Consider the following 23,655-nt stretch of genomic DNA (forward strand, 5'->3'; position numbering starts at 1 on the left):
CAATTTTTAGGAGGTCAGTTCACTTTTTTTTTGGGGGTATATGTTTATGTTTAATATTTATTAAATTCATATTCCATTATATTTTTTATTATATTTTTTATATTGTTTAGATAATATTTTGTATCAAAAATTACTATAAATTCATCTTGTAAATTATAATTACTTTCATCTTTTATTTTATTTAAAGTATTTATATATACGTAAGCTTTTATATTATCAGAGACATATCCTTCAAGGACTTTAATTTTTATATCTATGCCATTTTTAGTCCAATTGATTGTATAGATTTCATTTTCAAATGCATAATCTATGAAGTTATAAGTAGTTTCAATATTAATTTTTAAGAAGTCTTTTTCAATAATTAAGTTTGAAATTTTTAATAATTTTTCTTCTTTTTTAATATGAATAATTAATTTTTTACTTTCTTCTATTTTTTTTATTAAGTTAAGTAATTTTTCAGTATTGATAACATCATATTGATTATGTAACAAAACTTTACTTATATCTATATTCTCAATTTCCTGATAAAATTTTACATCATCGTCAATTTCAAAATTTTCATGTCTTTCTAGTTCATTAAATTTTTCTATATCTTGAAGAGAAAATTTTCTAAAATCCATAATTAATCTATTTGATATAAAATATCTGTATATATCAAATTGCGATTTTTCTTCAAATACTGATAATCCATAAAATTCATACCTAGCTTTTAAAAAGGGAATATCAAAATTTTTTCCGTTAAATGTGATAATATTCTTATTATCTAAAAATGGAAAAATTTCATTTAATAATTTTTCTTCCTCTTTATCATTTTCAACAGCAAATTGATAGAAGTTTTCTTGATAAATAAAACCAATTACATAAACTTGAGAATGAATCCTTGATACGCCATTAGTTTCTATATCGAGTATTATTGAATTTTCATCTAAATTTTTTATATTTATTGATTTCTTTAGATTATACATTATATATCCTTATTTGTGCTATAATATTCTATAGATTTATGATAACACAAAGAAGGTACTTTATGATATATTTTGATAATGCATCAACTACAAAAATGGATGAAGTTGTTAAGAATGCTGTTGATGAAGCCTATGAAAAATATTGGGCAAATCCATCATCATTACATAGTTTAGGATTTAATGTTGAAAAGGAAATAAAAAAATCAAGAGATATAATTGCGAAAAAATTAAACATTAATCCTAAAAGTTTATTTTTTGTTCCAAGTGGTACAATTGCAAATAATTCTGTTATAAATTCAATAAAAAATAATAAAAAAAATATTGTTATTTCAAGTGTGGAACATGCTTGTGTTTTTAATGCAGCAAAAAATTCTGAAATGGAAGTAAGGATTGTAAATGTTGATAAATTTGGATTCGTTGATGAAGAAGATTTGTATTCAAAAATTGATGACAATACAGTATTAGTTTCTATTATACATGTAAATAATGAACTAGGAACTATTAATAATATAAATAAATTAGCAGAAATAAGCAAAAATAAAAATCCTAAAATCTTATTTCATTCAGATGGAGTGCAGGCGTTTAATAAGATAAATGTAGATTTGAGAAATATTGATTTTTACACTATATCTTCACATAAGATAAACGGACCAAAGGGAATAGCGGCGTTGTATATTAAAAATGCTAAAATTTTTAATAGTTTATATTTTGGTGGTGGGCAAGAATCGAATTTGTTTTCGGGTACTGAAAATGTTCAAGGCATTATTGGATTTGCTAAAGCATCCCAATTAGATAATAATTTTGTTTATATTTCAAATATAAATAAATATTTAAGGCAAGAATTGTCAAGTATGAAAGGTATTGTTATTAATTCACCAATAGATAATGTTTCACCATATATTTTAAATGTATGTTTTGAAAAAATTGGTGCAGAAATTTTACTCCATTATTTAGAAATGGATGATATATATATTTCTACAGGCTCTGCTTGTAGCAAAGATAAGGGAAGTAGAGTTTTGGAAGCTATAAATGTAGAAAAAAATTATAAAGAAGGTTGTATCAGAATTTCTTTATCAAAAAATTCTACAATGGATGAAGCAAAGCTATTTGTAAAAAAATTAGAGGAAAAAGTTGAAATAATAAGGGGAATATTAGGATGAGATGGTTATTAGGTGTTAGCTTTGGTGAGCTAATGTTAAAAGGTAAAAATAGAAAGAAATTTATAAAAAATTCAATTAAACAGGTATTAAAAGCATTGCATGGATTTAACATTGGTGAACATTTTTTGGATCATGAAAAATTATTTATAGAAGTTTTAGATACAACGGAATTTACAAAAATTATTGAAAAATCAACAATGGTATTTGGGTTATCATATGTTTATCCATGTATTCAATGTGGGAAAAATTTTGAAGATATTGAAAAATCAATAGTAGAACTAATAAAAAATAAAAACTATGATGAAAAAAAATCATTTAAGGCATTTGCTGTTAGGGCTGATAAGTCATTTGAAATGAATTCAATGCAGATAGCGGCAAAAGTCGGGGGTATGGTTTTAAGAAATTTTGATAATTTTTATGTAGATATTAAAAAACCTGAAGTGCATGTTCATGTTGATATTAGGCAAAAATGTTATGCTTATTTAGAAAAATATTCAACGATAGGTGGTTTACCAATAGGTACCGGAGGTAGAGCATTATTACTTCTATCAGGAGGAATTGATTCGCCGGTAGCAGGATTTGAAATGGCGAGAAGAGGTGTTGAAATTGGAGCTATACATTTCCATTCTTACCCATTTACTAGTGAAAGAGCTAAAGATAAGGCTCGTAGATTAGCAAAACAAATGTCTATATATGTGGGTGAAGTGAGATATTTTGAAATCAATATGTTAAATATTTATACTGCGATAAATAAAAATTGTAGAGAGAGATTTACAACAATTCTTTCTAGAAGATTTATGATGAGAATTGCTGAAAAACTTGCTGAAAAATATAGATTTGATGGATTTGTTACAGGTGAAGCACTGGGCCAAGTTGCAAGTCAAACAATTCAATCTATTTCAGTTGTAAACGATGCAACAAGATTGCCTATATTTAGACCACTTATAAATATGGATAAATCTGAAATAATTGAAAAAGCAAAATGGATAGATACATATGATATTTCTATCGAACCATATGATGATTGTTGTTCATTTTTTGCTCCGGAACGTCCAGTAACAAAACCAAGATTGTATGATATTGAAGCAGAAGAAAATAAATTAAATATAGATGAATTAGTTGAAAAAGCACTTGAAACATTAGAAATCTTTGATATTATAGTAGAGTAACATATAAAAAAGTAAGGAGAGAACAATGTAAAATATAGATAAAAATAGAGAAAAAAGTTTTATTAAAAATATACTAGGAGGCTAGATGAGTAATTTAAAATATATATTTTGGTATTTTAAGAAATACAAAAAAAGATATGCCATAGGTATTGCTTCTCTACTTTTATGCTATTTATTTATTCCTATACCTAATTGGATGATTGGAAAATTTGTTGATTTAGTTAAAAATAAGCAATTAACTCAGCAAACATTGATTTCTCATTCATTAATTTTATTTGGTTCAATAATAATATTATATATTGTAGAGTATATTTGGCATTATTACATTTTTGGATATAGTTTTCAATCTGCTACAGATTTTAGAAAACGATTAGTGACAAAGATTATAAAACAATCACCAACATTTTTTTATCATAATTCAACAGGCTCATTGATGAGTAAGGCAACTCAAGATGTTGGGGCAGTTCAAACATTAACGGGATATGGAATACTTGCATTTTTTGATTCTACAGTATATCCATTGAGCATTATTATGATAATGGGATTTACAATTTCATGGCCAATGACTATTGCATCAATTATATTTTTACCATTATTAATTATAGTTACAAAAGTTTTAGGAAGTAAGTTGCATGTAGGTTTTCTAAAAATTCAAAAATCTTTTGAAAAAATGAGTGAATCAGTGATGGAAAACATCACAAGTATTAGAGTAATCAAAGGATTTTCAACCCAAGAAGTTTCAAAAAATAGATTTGAAAAAAGCGCACAGGAGATGTATGATTCACAAATAGCTCAAGATAGATTGCATGCCATTTTTATTCCTACCGGAAAATTAATACCTTCCATTGCATTTGTTGTAGCATTACTATTTGGACAAAATTTAATGGGACAAGGGAAATTAACATTAGGGGAAATGACATCATTCTTTCTATATTTAAATATGTTAATTTGGCCTATGTATGCTTTTGGTGATTTAATCAATGTAATTCAAGAATCAACAGCATCATTAAAAAGGTTGGAAGAAATTAATTCATATAAAGAAGATTTGATTGATAGAAAAAATGTTGAAGAGTTTAATTGTGAAAAATCATTGGAATTTAAAAACTTTAGCTTTAAGTATCCAGGCGAAAAAGCTTATTCATTAAAAAATGTTAATTTGAAAATAAATAAAGGGGAGACTCTGGGAATTGTCGGTAAAATCGGTTCGGGGAAAACTACACTATTAAAGCAATTACTGAGATTTTATCCTGTAGAGGAAGGGTTAATCTTATTAGATGGAAAACCCGTAGAACAATATTCTATAAAGAGTATTAGAGATAAGTTGGGGTATGTACCGCAGCAACACCTATTATTTTCGAAATCTGTATATGATAATATTGCATTTGGAAAAATAAACCCAAGTGAAAAAGATATAATGGATGCAATTGAATTTGCTGATTTTACTAAAGATCTTGGTACTTTGCCGAATGGACTTGAAACTATGATTGGAGAAAAAGGTATATCTATATCAGGTGGGCAAAAACAAAGAATTTCAATTTCCAGGGCGATAATAAAAGACCCGGAAATATTGATATTGGATGATTCTTTATCAGCTGTTGACTCTATTACAGAAAAGAAAATTATAGAAAATATTATTAATCACAGACAAGGAAAGATAACTATTATCGTAGCACATAGATTATCAGGACTTAGACATGCTGATAATATTATTGTTTTAGAAGATGGTAAGATTGTTGAAGCTGGAAATCATAAAGAGTTAATAGAAAGAAAAGGTTGGTATTATAGCCAATATGAATCTCAAAAGTCAGGAGGTTCAGATGAATAATAAAAATATTGAAGAAAAGGGAAGTTTCATAAAGGAAGACTATAAGCAAAAAGCAAAATTTAGAAATAAAAAACTTTTAGAATATCTACTTAGATTAAAGGGATTATTTTTTGTAAGTATGATATTTACTGTAATTGCCATTTTTATGGAATTAATAGGTCCATATATTTTAGGTAAATTATTAGATGGAGAATTAATAGAGGGTATAGGAGCAAGGGATATAAATAAATTTTATCTTCTAGTATTACTTTATTTCGGCACAATAGTTTTAGCAGCGATAGTTTCATATTTTGGTTCACTTGCTTTTTCTAAATTGGCAAATAGATTAGCTAAAAATATTAGAACGGATGCATTTAATCATGTATTATCTTTACCTGTTCAATTTTTTGATAAATACGCAATAGGAAAAATTGTCAACAGAATTACAAACGATACAAGAGACATAAGAATGCTTTTTAATTTAATATTTGCTCAGATTTTAACAACATTTGTAAGAACTATAGGGCTTATAATTGCCTTATTCTTTATAAATTGGAAATTAGGTATGTTGAGTATTATTGCAACTCCAATTATTTATTTTATTTTTAGGGATTATTTTAATAAATCCACTGAAACGGAAAAAAATTTGAAAAAATATAGATCTGACTTAAATGGTAATTTGGCAGAAACAATTCAAACTATGGAAGTTATCCAAGCATTTAATAAAGAAGATGAGATTTACAATGAATTTGGGAAAATTAATGATAGTATAAATAAACAAGGATGGAATTTAGCAACGCTTTGGGCTTATTCAGGATTTAATGGAACAAATACATTAGGTAATATTATAATAGCTATAGCAGTTGTAGCGTTTGGATATTTTTTCCTAAAAGGAGAATCATTTATTACAGTTGGCGGATTATTTGTATTTATCGACTATAATAGAAGGGTATATCAAAATATAAACGCTTTAATGGATCAATCAGGTAGACTACAAAGCTCTAAATCAGCGGCAGATCAATTATTTGAGCTTATGAGAGTTGGAAGTTTTGAAGAAGGCACAGAAGAAATTGAAAATATGGAAGGAAATATTAAGTTTGAAGATGTTTCATTTGCATATAATCAAGGCGAATATGTAATTCATAATTTAGATTTAGATATTCCTAAAGGAACATCTGCTGCATTTGTTGGACATACTGGATCCGGTAAATCAACAGTAATGAATTTGATATATAAATTTTATAATATAAATAAAGGAAAAATAAAAATTGACGGACATGATATAAATAAACTTAACATGGAAAAAATTAGAAACAATATGGCAATTGTTTTTCAAAATCCATATATTTTTGAAGGGACGGTTTATGAAAATATATCATTATTCGATTCTTCTATAAGTAAGAATGATGCTGAATTGGCATTGATTTCTGTTGGGGGAGAAAAAATTCTTCAAAGAGAAAGAGGTATTGATACTACTGTAAGAGAATCCGGAGCAGGCTTCTCATCTGGAGAAAGACAAATTATTTCATTTGCTAGAGCTATGGTAAGAGATCCAAAGATTTTAGTTTTAGATGAAGCAACAGCAAATGTTGATTCTGAAACAGAAGAATTAATTCAATTTGGATTAAATAGATTAAAAAAAGGAAGGACTACATTAATAATAGCACATAGACTTTCAACTATTAAAGATGTTGACAAGATTTATTTATTAGAAAAAGGTAAATTAATTGAATCGGGAAGTCATGATGAGCTAATAAAATTAAATGGAATTTATGCACAGATGTATAAAAACAGTTAAAATTATTAATAAACTGTTGATATGATAAATTTTTATAAGTATATAGTTAGTACTGGTAAAATATTTAGAGAGTTAGGAAGTAAAATTCCTAATTCTCTTTATTATATTTAAATAAATTTTAATCTTGACTAAAATAGTTGACTTTAATATGTAAAAATGATAAATTATTGTATATAGAATTAGGGGAACCTAAAAATGGAGGTAAAAATGAAAAAAAGTAAATTGGTTTCAGTTGTTTCAATTTTAGCATTAGCTGTTGTATTATCAGCTTGTGGAAATAAAAAAGATAATAAAAAGCCGGTAGAAACTAAAGTTGAACAAAAAGTAGAAAAAAAAGATGATAAAAAGGTAGATAAAAAAGAAACAAATAAATCTATCAATCTGGATAAATGGGCTGGAAAATGGGTAAACTATGCTTCATTTGCAGATACAAAAGAGGTTAAAGATGCATTTGCTTCATTGGAAAATGGTGATAAAGAATATGAAAACTTTAAAAAGAGAAATGAAGTTGGATTTAATGCATTAGAAGCTCAAGGAAATAAATTAAAATTTTATGATATGGCTAAAGATGGTAAAGTTATATCAGAATCAGAATATGAATACATAAAAGACCATAAAACAAAACATGGTAAGAGAGAAGCTAAATGGCATGAATTTAAGGCTAAAGATCCAAACGCAAAATTTCCTGTTATACTTTTAATGCAACCTCATGGTGAAGAAGTAATGCTACACTATCATTTTAAGGTAGGAAAAGATGGAGAAACAATCTTAAAGGATAAATCTATTAACTTTGGTACATTTGTAAAGGAAGACATAAAACCATCACAAATAGCAAATGCTATTAAAATAAGATTTGAAAGACAAAAAGCTCAAAAACAAAAAGAGGAAAAGAAAAATTAATCACAATATTTTGAAATCTTAATATAAACAATATGAAAGGTGAAATCGTGAAATTAAAAAATAAAATTTTATGTATATTTTTTGCAGTTTCTATGATTTTCATTTTATCGTCTTGTATAAGCAGTAAGACTACCGGTCCTAAAAAGCCTGTAGTCTATACTTCTTTTTATCCTATTGCAGAATTAACTAAGGAAATAGCAGGAGATACAGTGGAAGTTAGGACATTTATGCCCGAAAATAAAGATCCACATTTGTGGGAGCCAAGTCCTAGAAATATGAGGAAATTATTAAAATCAGATATGCTTATAGTAAATGGAGCCAATATGGAAAACTGGCTACCTCAAATAAAAGACGTTGCTCCGGATTTGAAAATAGTTACACTTTCAGATTCTGTTGATTTGATAACATATAAAGGAGCTGCTGCTATCGGAGATTTTCAATATATGGCTCAGCAAAAATCCAAACAGGGTGAAACATATAAATTTGACTTTGGTCATACACATGAAGATGTAATGAGAGTATCATTTATAAATAATAATGATAAGAAAAGTAAAGATGAATTAATTAAAATTGGTAAAAATAATATGAAATCAAAGGGGCAATTAGTTCCCCAAGATTCAACAATAGATGTCGAAGAAAATAAAGTTTATGCATTAGAAATGGGACATGAATCGGGACAAATTTTCTATAAATTTCCTAAATCGGGAAATTGGGTTTTAGTTTCAGATAGGATTTCAGAAGATCTATTACCATATAATTTAACCGATAAAGACGGAGAATTATTGGAAATCGAAAAAATTTTAGAGGGTTCGACCTCCGGGTTAGATAAAATAACATATGATCCTCATTCTTGGATGTCAATTGTAAATGCTAAAAAGTATCTTAATGTTATTATGAATGAATTGTCAGATAAATATCCTCAATATTCAGACAAATATAGAGAAAATAAGATTAAAATTGTAAGTGCTCTTAGTGAATTACAATTTGAGTATAAAGAAAAATTTGATAAATTAGATTTTAAACATTTTGTTGTAACACATAATGCTTATGCTTATCTAGCAAGAGATTTTGGATTAAAACAGTATCCATTGCAAGGCTTAGTAAGTACGGAAACGCCTAGTTTAAAAACAATAAAAAAAGCTATTGATTTTTGTGAATTTTATGGAGTCAAGACAATTTTTTATGAATTTAACGGACAACAAAAAGGAGCTGATACAGTTGCAAGTGAAATAGGAGGAAAAAGTAAACCTCTTGCTTCTATGGAATACAATTTTTCACTTAAAGAATCAGGACTTGATTCATATAAAAAAATTATTAAAATGAATTTAGATAACTTATATGAGTCTATGAAGGAGGTAAAATGAGCTATGTAGAGGTTAAGAACTTATATTTTGGATATTCCGGGGAATATGTATTAAAAAATTTGAATCTTAAAATTGAAAAAGGTTCTTTGATTGCAATTACAGGTGAAAACGGATCTGGAAAATCAACATTATTAAAATTGATTTTGGGAGAAATAAAACCTGATAAGGGAACTATTTTATTTGATAATCAAGATATATCTAAAATAAAGTCTTTTAAGCAAATAGGCTATGTGCCTCAAGTACAAAATTTTGAAAAAATAGCATTTCCTATTACTTGTTTAGAACTGGTAACTCTTAATCAATATGAGGATTTTGGATTTATAAAAATCGCAAGAAGAAAACACAAAGAAAAGGCAAAGCATTCATTAATAAATTTGGGCTTGGAAAATTATATAAATACACCATTTAATGAATTATCAGGCGGATTACAGCAACGTGTAATTATTGCCAGAGCTATGATTAATAACCCGCAACTTTTGATTCTTGATGAACCAACAGCCGGAGTTGATAAAAACAGTAAAAAAGATTTTTTACACTTAATAGAAAAAATTAACAAGGAATCTAAAGTTACAGTTTTGATAGTTACACATGAATTAGAATTAATAAATAAGACACTAAATCCAAGTAAAATATATAAAATTGAAGATGGAGGTATATCCTATGTTTGAAATTTTTGAGTTTGATTTTATGAGAAGAGCTCTTTTAGCCGGTCTTATGCTATCTATTATGATTCCACTTATAGGAGTTGTAATGGTTAATAGAAAGACATCAATGATAGGAGATGCATTATCACATACTTCATTAATGGGTGTTGCCTTAGGCTTAATATTAAGTATAAATCCTGCATTAGGAGCAGTTGTAATAGCTGTTATTTCCGCATTTGCAATAGAAATTATCAGAAAGAAATTTCCGCAATATGGAGATATGGCAACAGCTGTAATAATGAGTTTAGGCTTAGGATTGGCTGCCATTTTATCAGATTTTGCACCCGGTGGAAATACATTTGAATCATATTTATTCGGCTCAATTTCTGCTGTAACGAAAAATGATTTAATTTTTCTTTCAATAATTTTTATAGGTATTTTGTTTATTTCAATTATATACTATGGAGGATTACTTGATATATCTATAAATCCCAATTTAGCTAGATTATCCGGCGTAAATGTAAAATTTATTAATTTTCTGTTTACATTGTTTTCTGCAATAACAATCGCCTTAGCGGCTAAAGTTATAGGAGCTCTTATGGTTGCATCATTAATTGTATTACCGGTAGCTACGGCATTATTTATTGCAAGAAGTTATAAGCAATCATTATTTATTTCTGTTTTTTTAGGCGTAATTTACATGCTTTTTGGATTAGTTATTTCATTTTATTACGATATTAGACCCGGTGGGTCAATAGTTGTAATTGCAATATTAGGCATGTTAATAGTAGGAATTATATCTAAATTTAGAAAATTAAAAAAATAATTATTTAAGTTAATTAATTAAGAGGACTGTTGCAAAATAACTAAAAATCTTATTTTGCAATAGTCTTTTCTTTTTAATTGAATTGTCAATTTTTCTTGTGGATTTAATCCCTTCTGAATAACAATAGATTAAAATCTGAAATATTGAAATTGGAGCTATTACTGGTTTTCTCCCTTTTTTAGAGCAAGCATTTTCTATTAGATCTAAATTTAATTCCTTTACTAAATTTTTCAAAATCTAAAATTTGCGATAATTTTGATAATTTTATTGAAAATAGTGTGAAATTAATATTTTTTATTTTGTAATGAAATTAAATATTTACTAAAAATCTGATTAATTTGAGTATTAATCTTATTGTTAGAAGAACTTCTATAAAACAACTAAAAAATTTATTTTACAACATTCTTTTATTATTAAAAAATTAATAATTTTATATAAAAAACACAAAAAATTAAACTTTTAGGTATTGTATTTTATGTTTTTTTTGTTATAATTATATTTGTGTTTAATATATTAAGTTTTTTACTTAAAAAAATATTAGAGAGGAGATAAGATGGAAATAGGGGATAAAATAAAAAAACTTAGGAAAAAGATGGATTTGACCCAAGAAGAATTAGCAGAAAGATCTGAGTTGACAAAGGGATTTATATCTCAACTTGAAAGAAATCTTAATTCTCCTTCTGTTGATACTTTAGCTGATGTTTTAGAAGCTTTAGGTACTAATTTAGGGGATTTTTTTACAAATAAAGAAGAAGAGCAAATTGTTTTTAAAGAAGAAGATTTTTTTGTTGGTACAAATGATAAATTAGGTCATAAAATGGAATGGATTGTTCCAAATTCTGTAAAAAATAATATGGAGCCTGTGATGTTTACACTAGATAAAGATGGTTGTAGCAAGATATATACTCCAAATGAAGGTGAAGAGTTTGGATATGTTGTAAAGGGTGAAATTAAATTAGTTTTTGGTGAAAAAGAATATAGATTAAAGAAGGGTGAAACATTTTATTTCTTTTCTGATGAGGAAAGATATATAAAAAATGTACATAAAGGGCAATCAAAAGTATTGTGGATATCAAATCCACCAAATTTCTAGGAGGTCAAATGAATATTATAGAATTAAAAGGATTAAATAAATCCTTTGGAGATAATAAAGTATTGGATGATATAAACTTAAATATAAAAGAAGATGAATTTCTTACATTATTAGGACCTTCTGGGTGTGGTAAAACTACGACTTTGAGAATTATTGGAGGATTTGAAAGTTCAGATTCAGGGGAAGTATTGTTTGATGGTAAAGAAATTCAGTCAATCCCGGCATATAAAAGAAATATAAATACGGTATTTCAAAAATATTCCTTATTTAAGCATTTAAGCATTTTTGACAATATTGCATTTGGACTTAAATTAAAAAAAATTCCAAAAGATGAGATAGAAAAAAGTGTAAAGGAAATGTTAAGACTTGTAAATTTGGAAGGGTTTGAAAATAGATCCGTAGATTCTCTTTCAGGTGGACAACAACAAAGAGTTGCGATTGCTAGAGCGTTAGTAAACAGACCAAAAGTTTTATTGCTGGATGAGCCTCTTGGAGCTTTAGATTTAAAACTTAGAAAATCAATGCAAGATGAACTAAAAAGAATTCAAAGACAAGTAGGTATTACTTTCATTTATGTTACTCATGATCAGGAAGAAGCATTAACTATGAGTGATACAATCGTTGTTATGAATAATGGTAAAATTCAGCAAATAGGCTCACCTATAGATATCTATAATGAACCGGAAAATAAATTTGTTGCAAGGTTTATCGGTGAGTCAAATATTTTAGATGGTATAGCTATAAGAGATAAAAAAGTTAAATTTTCAAATACAGAGTTTGATTCAGTAGATGTGGGATTTGATGAAAATGAAGAAGTAGATATTGTAATCAGACCGGAAGATATTGAACTTACATCTCCTGAAAATGGTATGATTCAAGGCGAAGTTGTAGAACTTACTTTCAAGGGAGTTCATTGGGAAATTATTGTTGATGTTGACGGATTCATGTATAAGATTCATTCTACATGGGATAAACCGGTTGGAGCGAAAGTTGGTTTAGTAATTATTCCTGACCATATTCATGTTATGGAAAAAGGAGGAGAAAATTGAAAAAAATAAAGCAACTTGCATTTCCGTATTTTTTATGGTGTGCAATATTTATAATCGTTCCTTTATTTATGATATTTTATTTTGCTTTTACCAAAAATGGAAACATTTCTTTTGAAAATTTTATAAAAATTTTCGACATTACCACACTAAAAATGATTTATACGTCTATTAAGATAGCATTTGTAACATCCGCTATTTGTTTAATAGTAGGGTATCCCTTTGCATATATAATGTCTAAACTTAATGTAAAATATAGAACTGTAGCCATGTTATTAATTATGATACCAATGTGGATGAATTTTTTATTAAGATCCTATGCATGGGTGTCTATTTTATCTCAAAACGGTGTATTAGATAATTTATTAAAAATTTTTGGCATAAACTATGATAGTTTCTTATATACAGAAGCATCCGTAATTTTAGGTATGGTATATAACTTTTTACCATTTATGATACTTCCAATTTACACATCACTTGAAAAAATAGATAACAGTTTGATAGAAGCGGCTCATGATTTAGGAGCTAATGACAATAAGACATTTTGGAAAGTTATTTTTCCAATGTCCTTACCCGGAGTATTTTCAGGATTAACTATGGTATTTGTTCCTGTGATTTCTACTTTTGAGGTTTCATTGTTACTTGGTGGTGGAAAAGTAAATATGATTGGTAATGTTATTGAAAGACAATTTACAAAAACTCAAAATTGGGGATATGGCTCAGCTTTAGCGACATTTTTAATGATTATAATTTTATTGAGTTTAATTTTTGATAGAGAATCAGTTGAAAAGGGAGGTATAAATGAATAAAAAAACTAACTTTTTAGAAAAATTTTATTTAGTATTTGTTTTTATATTTCTATATGCTCCTATCGCTGTTTTAATATTTTACTCATTTAATCAATCGAGAATTTTAGGCGTTTGGTCAGGTTTTTCACTAAAATGGTATCAAAGACTATTTGAAGATAGAGCTATATTAAGTGCAGTTAATACAACACTTTTAGTTGGGGTGGTGGCTACTATAGTTTCAACAATTGTGGGGACTTTTGCTGCGGTAGGAATATCTGAATTCAGTAAAAATAAAAGAAGAATAATTTTAGGTATTAACGATATTCCGGTATTAAATCCCGACATTGTTATCGCTATATCACTTATGGTTTTATATGGTATGCTACAAATTCCAAAAGGACTTTTGACCTTGATATTATCACATATTGCATTTACGATTCCATATGTTGTATTATCCGTATTACCTAAAATAAAACAAATGGATAAGAATCTTATAGATGCGGCTTTAGACTTAGGAGCTACACCATTACAAGCTTTAGTTAAGGTTGTAATTCCTGAGATAAAACCGGGGATTATTGCTGGAGCAATGATGGCATTTACATTATCAATAGATGATTTTGTAATATCATTCTTTACAGTGTCTCCCGGACTTAATACTATTGCTACAACTGTGTTTTCAATGACTAAAAGAGGCATAGAGCCGACAATTAATGCATTGTCTACATTAATGTTTGTTGCAGTTTTAATTTTATTAATTATTGTAAATATTTTACAAAATAAAAATATGAAAAATAAGGAGAAAATTGATATATGAAAAAGAAAATTATGACTTTAATGATGGCGTTATTTGTCTTTATTTTAGTTGCATGTGGTGGGCAAAAGAAACAAAAAGTTTCATTTTATAATTGGGGTGGAACAATTAATAAACAAGTTTTGAAAGATTTTGAAAAAGAAACAGGAATAGAAGTTGTATATTCTGAGTTTGATGAAAATGAAAGAATGTACACAAATGTTAAAAATTCTATGAAAGATTATGATGTGATTGTCCCTTCAGAATATATGGTTGAGAAAATGATTAAAGAAAATTTATTAAATGAAATTGATTTATCAAAAGTACCTAATTTTAAAGAAATTGCAAATGTTTTCAAGAACAAAGGATTTGATCCTAATAATAAGCATTCAATTCCTATGTATTATGGAACATTAGGTATTTTATATAATAAAAAAATGGTAGATCCTAAAGATTTAAATGAATGGGATATAATATTTAATACTAAATACAAAGGGAAAATATATATGTTGGATTCATCAAGAGATACTTTAGGACCGGGTTTCTGGAAGTTGGGGTATAGTTCAAATTCAAAAGATGCAAAACAATTAGAAGAAGTTAAAAAATTAATGACGGATCAAAAGAAATTAGTTACAGCATATTTACACGATGAAATTAAGCAACAAATGGTTAACAAAAATGGTGCATTAGCTGTAGTTTATTCCGGAGAGGCTTCTGAAGCAATCTCTGAAAATTCAGATTTAGACTATTATTTACCAAAACATTCAAATTTATGGTTAGATAACTTTGCAATTGTAAAAAATGCTACAAACCTTGAAAATGCATATAAATTAATTAATTATTTATGTGATCCTAAAGTAGCGGCTAAAAGTGGAAATAATCAAGCTACACCTGTTACAAAAGCAAGAGAAATTGAACCGACAAAGTCCGTGAAGTCAAATAAAGTTTTATATCCAAATCTGGATGATTTGAGAGAACAAGAAGTGTTTAAGGATTTAGGAGATTTCGTAGAAAAATTTGAACAGGCTTGGGAAGATGTAAAAGCAAATTAATAATTCAAAAAAAACCATCTAAATGTTATAATTATATTTAAGATGGTTTTTTTATATTAAAAAGAGGTGTAAATGATATTAAATACTAAAGATTATATACATGAAATTAATGAAAAATTAAAAAATAAGCTTTCTGAGATTAATAAAAATATTAAATTAACTTTAATAAGAATCGGAAGTAACAAGTCAGCTATTTCTTTTGAAAAATCTATAATAAAAGAGGCTGAAAAAATTGGCATAGAAGTTATTAGTAAAGTTTTTGATTCTAAAGTATCCGAAAATGAAGTCTTATCATATATAAATAAAAACAATGATGATGAATATGTTCAAGGAATTTTAGTGTTTGTTCCGATTGATTCTGATTTAAATCAAAAGAAAATATTGAATTCTATTTCTATCCATAAGGATGTTGATGGATTAAATTCATTGAGTAAATTGAAGCTGTTTTCATCTAATGATTATGTAAATACACCAACTACAGCTTTATCAACTTTTGAATATTTAAGATCATTAACAGATTTAGAGGGTAAAGATGTTTTAATAATAAACAGATCGGAAATTATTGGAAAACCATTAGCATTGATGTTGATTAATGAGGGAGCAACAGTTCAAATTGCTCATTCAAAAACTAAAAATTTATATGAAAAAATTTCTAAATCGGATATTGTAATTTCAGCGATAGGAAAAGCTAAGATTATTGATACAAATAATTTTAAGGAAAATGCAATTGTCATAGATTTAGGATATGATGTTAAAGAAAATAAAATATTTGGAGATTTTAATTCTGAATTTTATGATGAAATTAATATTAAGTTTTTACCATCTATAGGTGGTATTGGTAGAATTAATGCTAATATGATATTAAGAAATGTAATAAGAAATGGAGAAAATAATGGAAAATAAAAAGACGGTTTTAAGTTTAGTTCAACCATCAGGAGAATTGACGATTGGGAATTACTTAGGGGCTATTCAAAATTTTATTAAATTACAAGATGAATATGATTGCTATATTGGAGTAGCAGATTTACATTCTATTACAGTTCCACAAGTACCGGCAGATTTAAGAAGAAGATCAAGAGAAGTTGTAGCTACTTATATGGCTTTAGGATTAGACCCTGAGAAGGTTACACTATTTATACAGTCACATAATGTTGATCACTTAAAACTTTATTGGGTATTAAACTCTATTTCATATATGGGTCAATTATCAAGAATGACACAATTTAAGGAAAAATCAGAAAAAAGCGAAGAAAATAAAAATGCTGCATTATTTACATACCCAACATTGATGGCAGCTGATATTTTAGTATATAATGCTGATTTTGTACCTGTTGGACAAGATCAAAAGCAGCACATGGAATTAACAAGAGATTTAGCTATTAGATTTAATAGTAGATATTCAGAAACATTTAAGATACCGCAACCGCTAATAAATGAATCCACAAGAAAAATTATGTCACTTAGAAATCCGGAAAAGAAGATGAGTAAATCTGATGATGATAAAAATGCTTCGATATTTTTACAAGATGATTTAAATGCTGCTAGAAAAAAAATAATGTCAGCTGTTACTGATTCCCTTGCAAATTTTGATTACAATGATGAGCAACCCGGATTAAAAAATTTAATTGATATTTATTGTGCCCTTACAGGAAAAGAAACAAGAGAAGTTGTTGAAAAATATAAGGGACAGGGATATGGTGAGTTTAAAAAAGATTTAGCTGATGTTGTAGTTTCCAAACTTGAAGATTTCCAAAATAAATTTAATGAAATTATGAAGGATAAAGATAAACTTGATGAAATTTTAGCTAAAGGTGCTGAAAAATCAAGATATAAGACAAGAAGATTAATGGATAAAATTTATAGAAAAGTAGGTTTTTTACAATTAGATAGATAACCGAAGAAGAATATCTCTTGCCTCTTCTACAATTTTGTTGGATTTTTACAATTAGATAGATAATCGAAGAGAGCTGTTGCTAAATGGTTAAAAATGTTATTTTGCAACAGACTTTTTTTTAGGAGAATATATGCTAACATATAAAATAATTAACAAAAATGATAATGTTTATAGATACATCTACTTTCCACTTGGTAAAGACTATAAGATAAAAGGTGGAGAGATTGATATAAATATCGACACTAAAAATTTTAATATAATATCAATTGCACAACTAGATGAAAAAAACACTCTATCAGATGATGAAATTGTAACCATTTTGACACATTTAAATGCTGAAAGAGAAAAAATAGGAGTTGAAAAATTATCATTTGAAGGTTTTAAACAAAATTTAATAAATTACAAATATGCTGAAAAGCTTATATATAGTATATTTGAGCAAATTGATAAAAATAATGTACTAGATAAGGGGATTATATTTTAGCACTCAAATAAATGTAACCGTTTTGAAACTTTTTTGTTGCATTTTATTAATTAATGATGTAATATAGATATATAAAAATATCAGGAGTGTTAAAATGAATCTAAAAAAAATAATTAAAATTGGGGGACTTGCTACATTTGCTACGGCAATAGCCTTTGCGGGAAGTTTTGCATCAAAAGCCGGAAATACATACAAATTGGTAAATACCGTTGATGGTTATTATACATCATATAATGCAAAATATAAGACTGAAGCAAAATTAAAATATTCAGCAGGTGACTACTATGTTTATAATGAATATGATGGGATGATAAATATAACTAAAAATCCAAATTATCCAGGAGCGTGGATAAATCCAAAAGATAATAAAACCGTAGTAGCGAAAGAAGAAGTAGCATATGCTGAATCAGGTGAAAGTTCAGAAAATACAGATTCTATAGGATATATAAATGATGATAATATGTTTGTACTTAACAAAAATGTAAAAGTTTATTATTCTGATTATGAAGCTAAACATAAATTAAATCCAAGAATGACATTTAGTGAGGGCACATATTATATATTCTCAAGAAGTAGAGGCATGATTAATATAACCCAATACAAAGGGGTCCCGGGAGGTTGGATTGATCCAAGTGATGTTGGTAGTGTAAAGAAAGATAAAACTTCAAAAGTAAAAGAAAATGTAAAAAATGAAAGCTCTTCAACAAATGCTAATTCAGAAATTCCATTTGAAACAACATTTTCAAAATATTCTTCATACCCTGTAAAAGTAAATTTAGAAGGATATGATACTGTGGAAGCTGCAAAAAATTATGGACAATCTACTGTAACATTTGAACCGGGTGATTATTATATTATAGGAACCAGTCAAAATATGATAAAATTAGGTTTTGATTATTCCGGAGAAGGATATTGGGTAAATCCAAATTCAAATAATGTAAGAGATACAAATTATCAAACATCAAGACCACAAGAGTTTATAGATAAAATAGCCAGTTATGCAGTAAAAGCAACTAAGGGAAGAGATGTTTATACATCAGTAATGATGGCTCAAACAATTTTAGAAACAGGATATGGTAAATCTACATTATCATCAGTTCCATATCATAATATGTTTGGTATAAAAGGAACATATGATGGAGCATCAGTTGTTATACCTACATTTGAATACGATTCAAATGGAAAATCATATAATGTTTTATCTGAATTTAGAAAATATCCATCATATTTAGAATCATTCCAAGATTATGTAAACTTAATAACAGGATATGAAGATTCTTCAAATTGGAGTTATAGTTATTACTATGGAGCAAGAAAATCACAAACAAATTCATATAAAGATGCTACAAGATATTTATCTAGAACATATGCTACATCACCAATTTATGCTGAAACATTAAATAATATAATTGAGTTATATGATTTAACACAATATGATAACTAGAATTAAAAAATAAAAGTTATAAATATTTTACTTATAATATATATTGAAAAGTCCGATATAAAGGAAATACCTTTATATCGGACTTTTTTGGTATATTTATAGAATATCTAACCTGACTTTTTGATTTATATATAAAAATATGGTGCTAAAACCTATGGATTATTTATTCATACTTAAATTGTTTATGCTGTTTAACTAGTTTTTTTTCTTCGGATAATTAGTTATAGATGTATTCGATATTGTTATTGGATATAAATTTGTAATTGCTAGTTTATAAAATTATGGCAGAAATGTTATAAAATGTTAATGCCAATATTGTTACATTTTTTTATAATTAAAAGCAGACAGATTTCAAAAATTTCCAGGTTTTGTCCGTAAAATTTTCAATATTTTGAAGAAAATAGCAGACAAAAAGCTTTTATTCGCCATTTTTGTCCGTAAATTTTAAGTAGGAATGTGAATTGCTTCGATAAAAGCAGATGAAATTAATGAAATTGAACATTTCATCCGTAAAATATGCTGATAAAAGCAGATTAAAATGTTAAAAATAGAGATTTCATCTGTAAAATAGTCAAATATCTATAAGTTCGTGAATATAACCAATAGGTTTATATGATTTATGAGCAGTATAGCCACGTTTTGGATCATAAAACTTGAATAGATTTGTAAATAATTTCCTTTTTTATATTTATATGATATCAAAAAAATAATTGAAAAATAAAAAAATATAATTAAAATACAAATAATTGCAAAAAAAAGTAGACTTTAATTTACAATGAAAAACTCATGAATTAAGCATAACCAAAAGTAGACTAAAGGCAGTTAATTCCTTGGTTAATCATATAACGAATGTATTTTTATTATTGTATCATAAATTGTAAATTAAAGTCTACTTTTTTTAACATTTGATGATAAATATATAAAAATTAGGAGGAGAAAAATGAAGAAAAAAGGACAAAAGAAAAAATTGTATTATGGTAGTGCGATAGCCTTATCGTCAGCTTTTATTTTGAATGGTTTAACGCCACTTAGTTTATTTGTACAAAAGCCCTCAACAGTATTAGCACAAGCTCAGGAATCTCAAAATGATGGCTGGATGGGCATTTGTAATGATAAAAGTAAAGATGATTTTACAGCAAAAGCTAAAGTGAATGAAACTGAAAAAACTGTAACCTTTGAATTTGACTTCTCGCATTGGAATGGAGGATTTAAAAATGAAGCTAAGTTAATGGGGGTTAATGGGCAATGGACACCAGGTATGGGAAGAGAATTAAAAGCTGATAATAGTAAAAAAACATACACCGTAACCTTATCTTTTGACGAAGTAAAAAGTATGTGTAAAGAAGGCGTTGAAAATTGTAAAAAAGGATTTAAGATATATTTACCTGAGTTAGCAAAAAACGGCAATACGAGTGATTGTTGGAGACCGTGTGATAGAAGTGGTGTGGGAAGTGGCAACGCACAAATTCCAGATTTTTTAATTAAAAAAATTAAAGAAGTAGAAGAAAAAATGAAACCGGTTCCAAAAGATCCGGAATTGGAAGCTAAGAAAAAGGAACTGGAAAAGTCAATAGAGGAAGTTCGTAATATTAATGGTGAATATAAAAAAAAATATAAAGTAGAGGGAGAAATCAATAAATATTCTGATTTAAGTAAAGATATAAGAAGAAAATTAGGTGAGGCTCAACAAGTTAAAGATTGTGGTGATAAAGATAAAATTGATTCAATAATAAAAGAATTAAAAGAACTAAAAGAAAAATATGAAGCATTAATGAAATCCAAAGAAGAAAAAGAAAAGCCTGAAAAAGAAGTGAAACCGGTTCCACCATCACCAGCACCATCACCATCACCAGAGCCAAAACCAGCACCTGCACCAGATCCAACTCCATCACCATCACCATCACCAGCTCCGGCACCTAAACCGGAAGAAAAAACTGACGAAACTAATAATGTAAATAGAAAAGAACTAAGTGACTTAATAGATAAAGTTCTTACTCTTCCATGGGATAAAATTATTGATAGTGAAGAACTAAAAGAAGCATTGGGTAAGGCTCGAAGAGCTAATGATTCACTAGAACCAACAAAAGAAGAAATTGATAAAGCAAAAAAAGGATTAGAAGAAGCATATAACAAGATAGTTAAACCGGCAGAACCAGAAAAACCTGATCAAAGAAAATATGAATTAAGAATAAAAGAAGTAGACGAAAAAGGAAATTCCATTCAATTTTTAGATGTTTTTGAAAATTTAACAGTTGAAGAAGTAAATAACAAAACAACCGAAGTAATTGGAAAAGATTATAAAGTAGTTAAAACGGATATATCGGATGATGTAAAAACAATAACGGTAAGTGTAGTAAAAATTACTTCTGAAAAACCTGTTGAACCTAAAAAACCTATAGAGCCAGAAAAACCAAAAGAAGAAAAACCTGCTCAAAGAAAATATGAATTAAGAATAAAAGAAGTAGACGAAAAAGGAAATTCAATTCAATTTTTAGATGTTTTTGAAAATTTAACAGTTGAAGAAGTAAATAACAAAACAACTGAAGTAATTGGAAAAGATTATAAAGTAGTTAAAACGGATATATCGGATGATGGAAAAACAATAATAATAAGTGTAGTAAAAGTTGTTGTTGAAAAACCGGAAGAACCAAAGAAACCTGTGGAACCAAAGAAACCGGAGGAACCAAAGAAACCGGAGGAACCAAAGAAACCGGAGGAACCAAAGAAACCGGAGGAACCAAAGAAACCGGAGGAACCAAATAAACCGGAAGAACCAAATAAACCGGAGGAACCAAAGAAACCGGAGGAACCAAAGAAACCTGTGGAACCAAAGAAACCTGTGGAACCAAAGAAACCTGTGGAACCAAAGAAACCAGAGGAACCAAAGAAACCGGAGGAACCAAAGAAACCGGAAGAACCAAATAAACCGGAAGAACCAAAGAAACCTGTGGAACCAAAGAAACCTGTGGAACCAAAGAAACCTGTGGAACCAAAGAAACCGGAGGAACCAAAGAAACCGGGAGAACCAAAGAAACCGGGAGAACCAAAGAAACCGGGAGAACCAAATAAACCGGAAGAACCAAATAAACCGGAAGAACCAAATAAACCGGAAGAACCAAAGAAACCTGTGGAACCAAAGAAACCAGAGGAACCAAAAAAACCACATGTAGACAATCCTGAAACAGGAGATGCATTTAATCCAAGCGTATATGCAGGTATTATGTCCGTTGTGGGAGGTTTATTAACATTCCTTGGAATAAAAAAAAGAAAAGAAGATTAAAAAATAAGTAAGAAAAATTTTTAATCACAATATGAGATTAAAAATAGGTTAACTAAAAAAATAACGATATTTTATTTATACATCAAATGATTAAAAAGTAAGAATTTAATTAATATTATTAAAAAAATATTATTCTATAAATATAGATACATATATAATTAAGAGGTATTTAATTTAGTTTTTTAGTCAAATACTAACAATACAAGTAGTATTGGCAAAGAATTAAAGTAACACATAGAGAGAATTAGAGTGTAAAATTTCTAATTCTCTTTTAATTTGTTAAATACTTATAATCTCATTTATTTGATGCTAGAATTAGGATAACAATTAACATTAGATAACTGAAAAATGTTTTAAGGGTTTGTCATTTACTTGACACAGTGGGTGACTTGTGGCATACTTATTTGTAATATAAATAGTGATTGTTATTTTAATGGTTACAAGTTTTATTGCATTTTTTAATATATAATTAGCAAAAATAAAGGTATGGATATGGGTAAAAAAGAAAGAAAATTAACTCCAAAAGAACAAAAAAGAAAAGAAAAATTTGAAGAGCTTTCTAGTGAGATGATTAAAATGGGATATAAAAAAACAGATTTGACATTGGGTACACTCACAGCTAATCTATTAGCCATACCAATAATGCTTCCTTTTATGGCATTAGGATTATTGATTTTTAAATTAACGCAAGCGAATGTTAAAATTATAATTATGATTGAAATTTTTGATTTAATTATATTATTTGGTATTTTATTAGTCCTAATTGTGATTCATGAATTAATTCATGGTTTGACATGGGGGGCATTTGCAAAAAATCATTTTAAGTCCATTGATTTTGGCTTTATTTGGTCAACACTTACACCATATTGTACATGTAATGAAACTTTGAAAAAATGGCAGTATATATTAGGCGGCTTGATGCCTACATTAGTTTTAGGTTTTGGAATTTTGGCAGCTGCTTGCATATTGCATAATATATTTTTATTTATGATCGCTGAATTAATGATTGTTTCAGGAGGAGGGGATTTCTTGATTGTATTTAAAATATTATTATATAAATCAAAAGGAAATGATGTGTATTATTATGACCATCCTTATGAATGTGGAGTGGTTGTTTTTGAAAAGTAAAATCATACTCAAAAAGGAAGGTTTGG

20 protein-coding genes are annotated in these 23,655 nt (G+C 27.7%); 19 read left to right on the forward strand and 1 reads right to left on the reverse strand.

What is annotated here, in order from left to right:
- Positions 1–50: 50 nt before the first annotated feature.
- Complete coding sequence (locus tag EQF90_RS02315) at positions 51–965, reverse strand: ribonuclease H-like domain-containing protein (protein WP_134710515.1); 915 nt, start codon at positions 963–965, stop codon at positions 51–53.
- 62 nt (positions 966–1,027) lie between these two features.
- On the opposite strand from EQF90_RS02315, the gene EQF90_RS02320 reads away from it, so the two are divergent.
- From EQF90_RS02320 to EQF90_RS02410, 19 genes are all read left to right on the forward strand, one after another.
- Positions 1,028–2,125 (forward strand): cysteine desulfurase family protein, encoded by a 1,098-nt coding sequence (locus tag EQF90_RS02320; RefSeq protein ID WP_167603978.1) that lies wholly within the window; start codon positions 1,028–1,030, stop codon positions 2,123–2,125.
- On the forward strand, positions 2,122–3,294 hold the full coding sequence (gene thiI, locus EQF90_RS02325) for a tRNA uracil 4-sulfurtransferase ThiI (protein ID WP_134710519.1): 1,173 nt from the start codon (positions 2,122–2,124) through the stop codon (positions 3,292–3,294). The genes EQF90_RS02320 and thiI overlap by 4 nt, the downstream gene beginning before the upstream one ends.
- 85 nt (positions 3,295–3,379) lie before the next feature.
- Entirely contained in the window at positions 3,380–5,119 is a 1,740-nt protein-coding gene (locus EQF90_RS02330) for an ABC transporter ATP-binding protein (protein ID WP_134710521.1), read from the forward strand.
- Entirely contained in the window at positions 5,112–6,896 is a 1,785-nt protein-coding gene (locus EQF90_RS02335; protein WP_167603980.1) for an ABC transporter ATP-binding protein, read from the forward strand. Before EQF90_RS02330 ends, EQF90_RS02335 begins: the two co-directional genes overlap by 8 nt.
- A gap of 207 nt (positions 6,897–7,103) precedes the next feature.
- On the forward strand, positions 7,104–7,796 hold the full coding sequence (locus EQF90_RS02340; protein ID WP_167554061.1) for a ZinT/AdcA family metal-binding protein: 693 nt from the start codon (positions 7,104–7,106) through the stop codon (positions 7,794–7,796).
- 92 nt (positions 7,797–7,888) lie between these two features.
- Complete coding sequence (locus EQF90_RS02345) at positions 7,889–9,160, forward strand: metal ABC transporter substrate-binding protein (protein ID WP_407933647.1); 1,272 nt, start codon at positions 7,889–7,891, stop codon at positions 9,158–9,160.
- Entirely contained in the window at positions 9,157–9,828 is a 672-nt protein-coding gene (locus tag EQF90_RS02350) for a metal ABC transporter ATP-binding protein (RefSeq protein WP_134710529.1), read from the forward strand. The genes EQF90_RS02345 and EQF90_RS02350 overlap by 4 nt, the downstream gene beginning before the upstream one ends.
- Position 9,829: 1 nt before the next feature.
- Positions 9,830–10,630 (forward strand): metal ABC transporter permease, encoded by an 801-nt coding sequence (locus tag EQF90_RS02355; RefSeq protein ID WP_134710588.1) that lies wholly within the window; start codon positions 9,830–9,832, stop codon positions 10,628–10,630.
- 553 nt (positions 10,631–11,183) lie between these two features.
- A complete protein-coding gene (locus EQF90_RS02360) occupies positions 11,184–11,723 on the forward strand; it encodes a helix-turn-helix domain-containing protein (RefSeq protein WP_134710531.1) in 540 nt (179 codons plus the stop codon).
- Positions 11,724–11,731: 8 nt separating this feature from the next.
- Positions 11,732–12,772 carry a spermidine/putrescine ABC transporter ATP-binding protein gene (gene potA, locus EQF90_RS02365; protein ID WP_134710533.1) on the forward strand — a complete coding sequence of 347 codons (1,041 nt, stop codon included), beginning with the start codon at positions 11,732–11,734 and terminating at the stop codon, positions 12,770–12,772.
- The gene (locus tag EQF90_RS02370) at positions 12,769–13,578 is read left to right on the forward strand and encodes an ABC transporter permease (protein ID WP_134710535.1); all 810 of its coding nucleotides are present in this window, start codon (positions 12,769–12,771) and stop codon (positions 13,576–13,578) included. The genes potA and EQF90_RS02370 overlap by 4 nt, the downstream gene beginning before the upstream one ends.
- The gene (locus EQF90_RS02375) at positions 13,571–14,371 is read left to right on the forward strand and encodes an ABC transporter permease (protein WP_134710537.1); all 801 of its coding nucleotides are present in this window, start codon (positions 13,571–13,573) and stop codon (positions 14,369–14,371) included. The genes EQF90_RS02370 and EQF90_RS02375 overlap by 8 nt, the downstream gene beginning before the upstream one ends.
- Entirely contained in the window at positions 14,368–15,399 is a 1,032-nt protein-coding gene (locus tag EQF90_RS02380; RefSeq protein ID WP_134710539.1) for an ABC transporter substrate-binding protein, read from the forward strand. Before EQF90_RS02375 ends, EQF90_RS02380 begins: the two co-directional genes overlap by 4 nt.
- Positions 15,400–15,471: 72 nt before the next feature.
- Entirely contained in the window at positions 15,472–16,302 is an 831-nt protein-coding gene (locus EQF90_RS02385; protein ID WP_134710541.1) for a bifunctional 5,10-methylenetetrahydrofolate dehydrogenase/5,10-methenyltetrahydrofolate cyclohydrolase, read from the forward strand.
- Positions 16,292–17,293 (forward strand): tryptophan--tRNA ligase, encoded by a 1,002-nt coding sequence (trpS, locus tag EQF90_RS02390; RefSeq protein WP_134710543.1) that lies wholly within the window; start codon positions 16,292–16,294, stop codon positions 17,291–17,293. The genes EQF90_RS02385 and trpS overlap by 11 nt, the downstream gene beginning before the upstream one ends.
- Positions 17,294–17,423: 130 nt before the next feature.
- Positions 17,424–17,777 (forward strand): hypothetical protein, encoded by a 354-nt coding sequence (locus EQF90_RS02395; protein WP_134710545.1) that lies wholly within the window; start codon positions 17,424–17,426, stop codon positions 17,775–17,777.
- Between the two features lie 94 nt (positions 17,778–17,871).
- The gene (locus EQF90_RS02400; RefSeq protein WP_134710546.1) at positions 17,872–19,221 is read left to right on the forward strand and encodes a glycoside hydrolase family 73 protein; all 1,350 of its coding nucleotides are present in this window, start codon (positions 17,872–17,874) and stop codon (positions 19,219–19,221) included.
- Between the two features lie 940 nt (positions 19,222–20,161).
- Complete coding sequence (locus EQF90_RS02405) at positions 20,162–22,501, forward strand: LPXTG cell wall anchor domain-containing protein (RefSeq protein ID WP_209021396.1); 2,340 nt, start codon at positions 20,162–20,164, stop codon at positions 22,499–22,501.
- Between the two features lie 492 nt (positions 22,502–22,993).
- Positions 22,994–23,629 carry a DUF3267 domain-containing protein gene (locus tag EQF90_RS02410; RefSeq protein WP_134710548.1) on the forward strand — a complete coding sequence of 212 codons (636 nt, stop codon included), beginning with the start codon at positions 22,994–22,996 and terminating at the stop codon, positions 23,627–23,629.
- Positions 23,630–23,655 lie beyond the last annotated feature (26 nt).

The sequence above is a fragment of the Helcococcus ovis genome, from assembly GCF_004524775.2.
GTDB classification, from domain to species: domain Bacteria; phylum Bacillota; class Clostridia; order Tissierellales; family Peptoniphilaceae; genus Helcococcus; species Helcococcus ovis.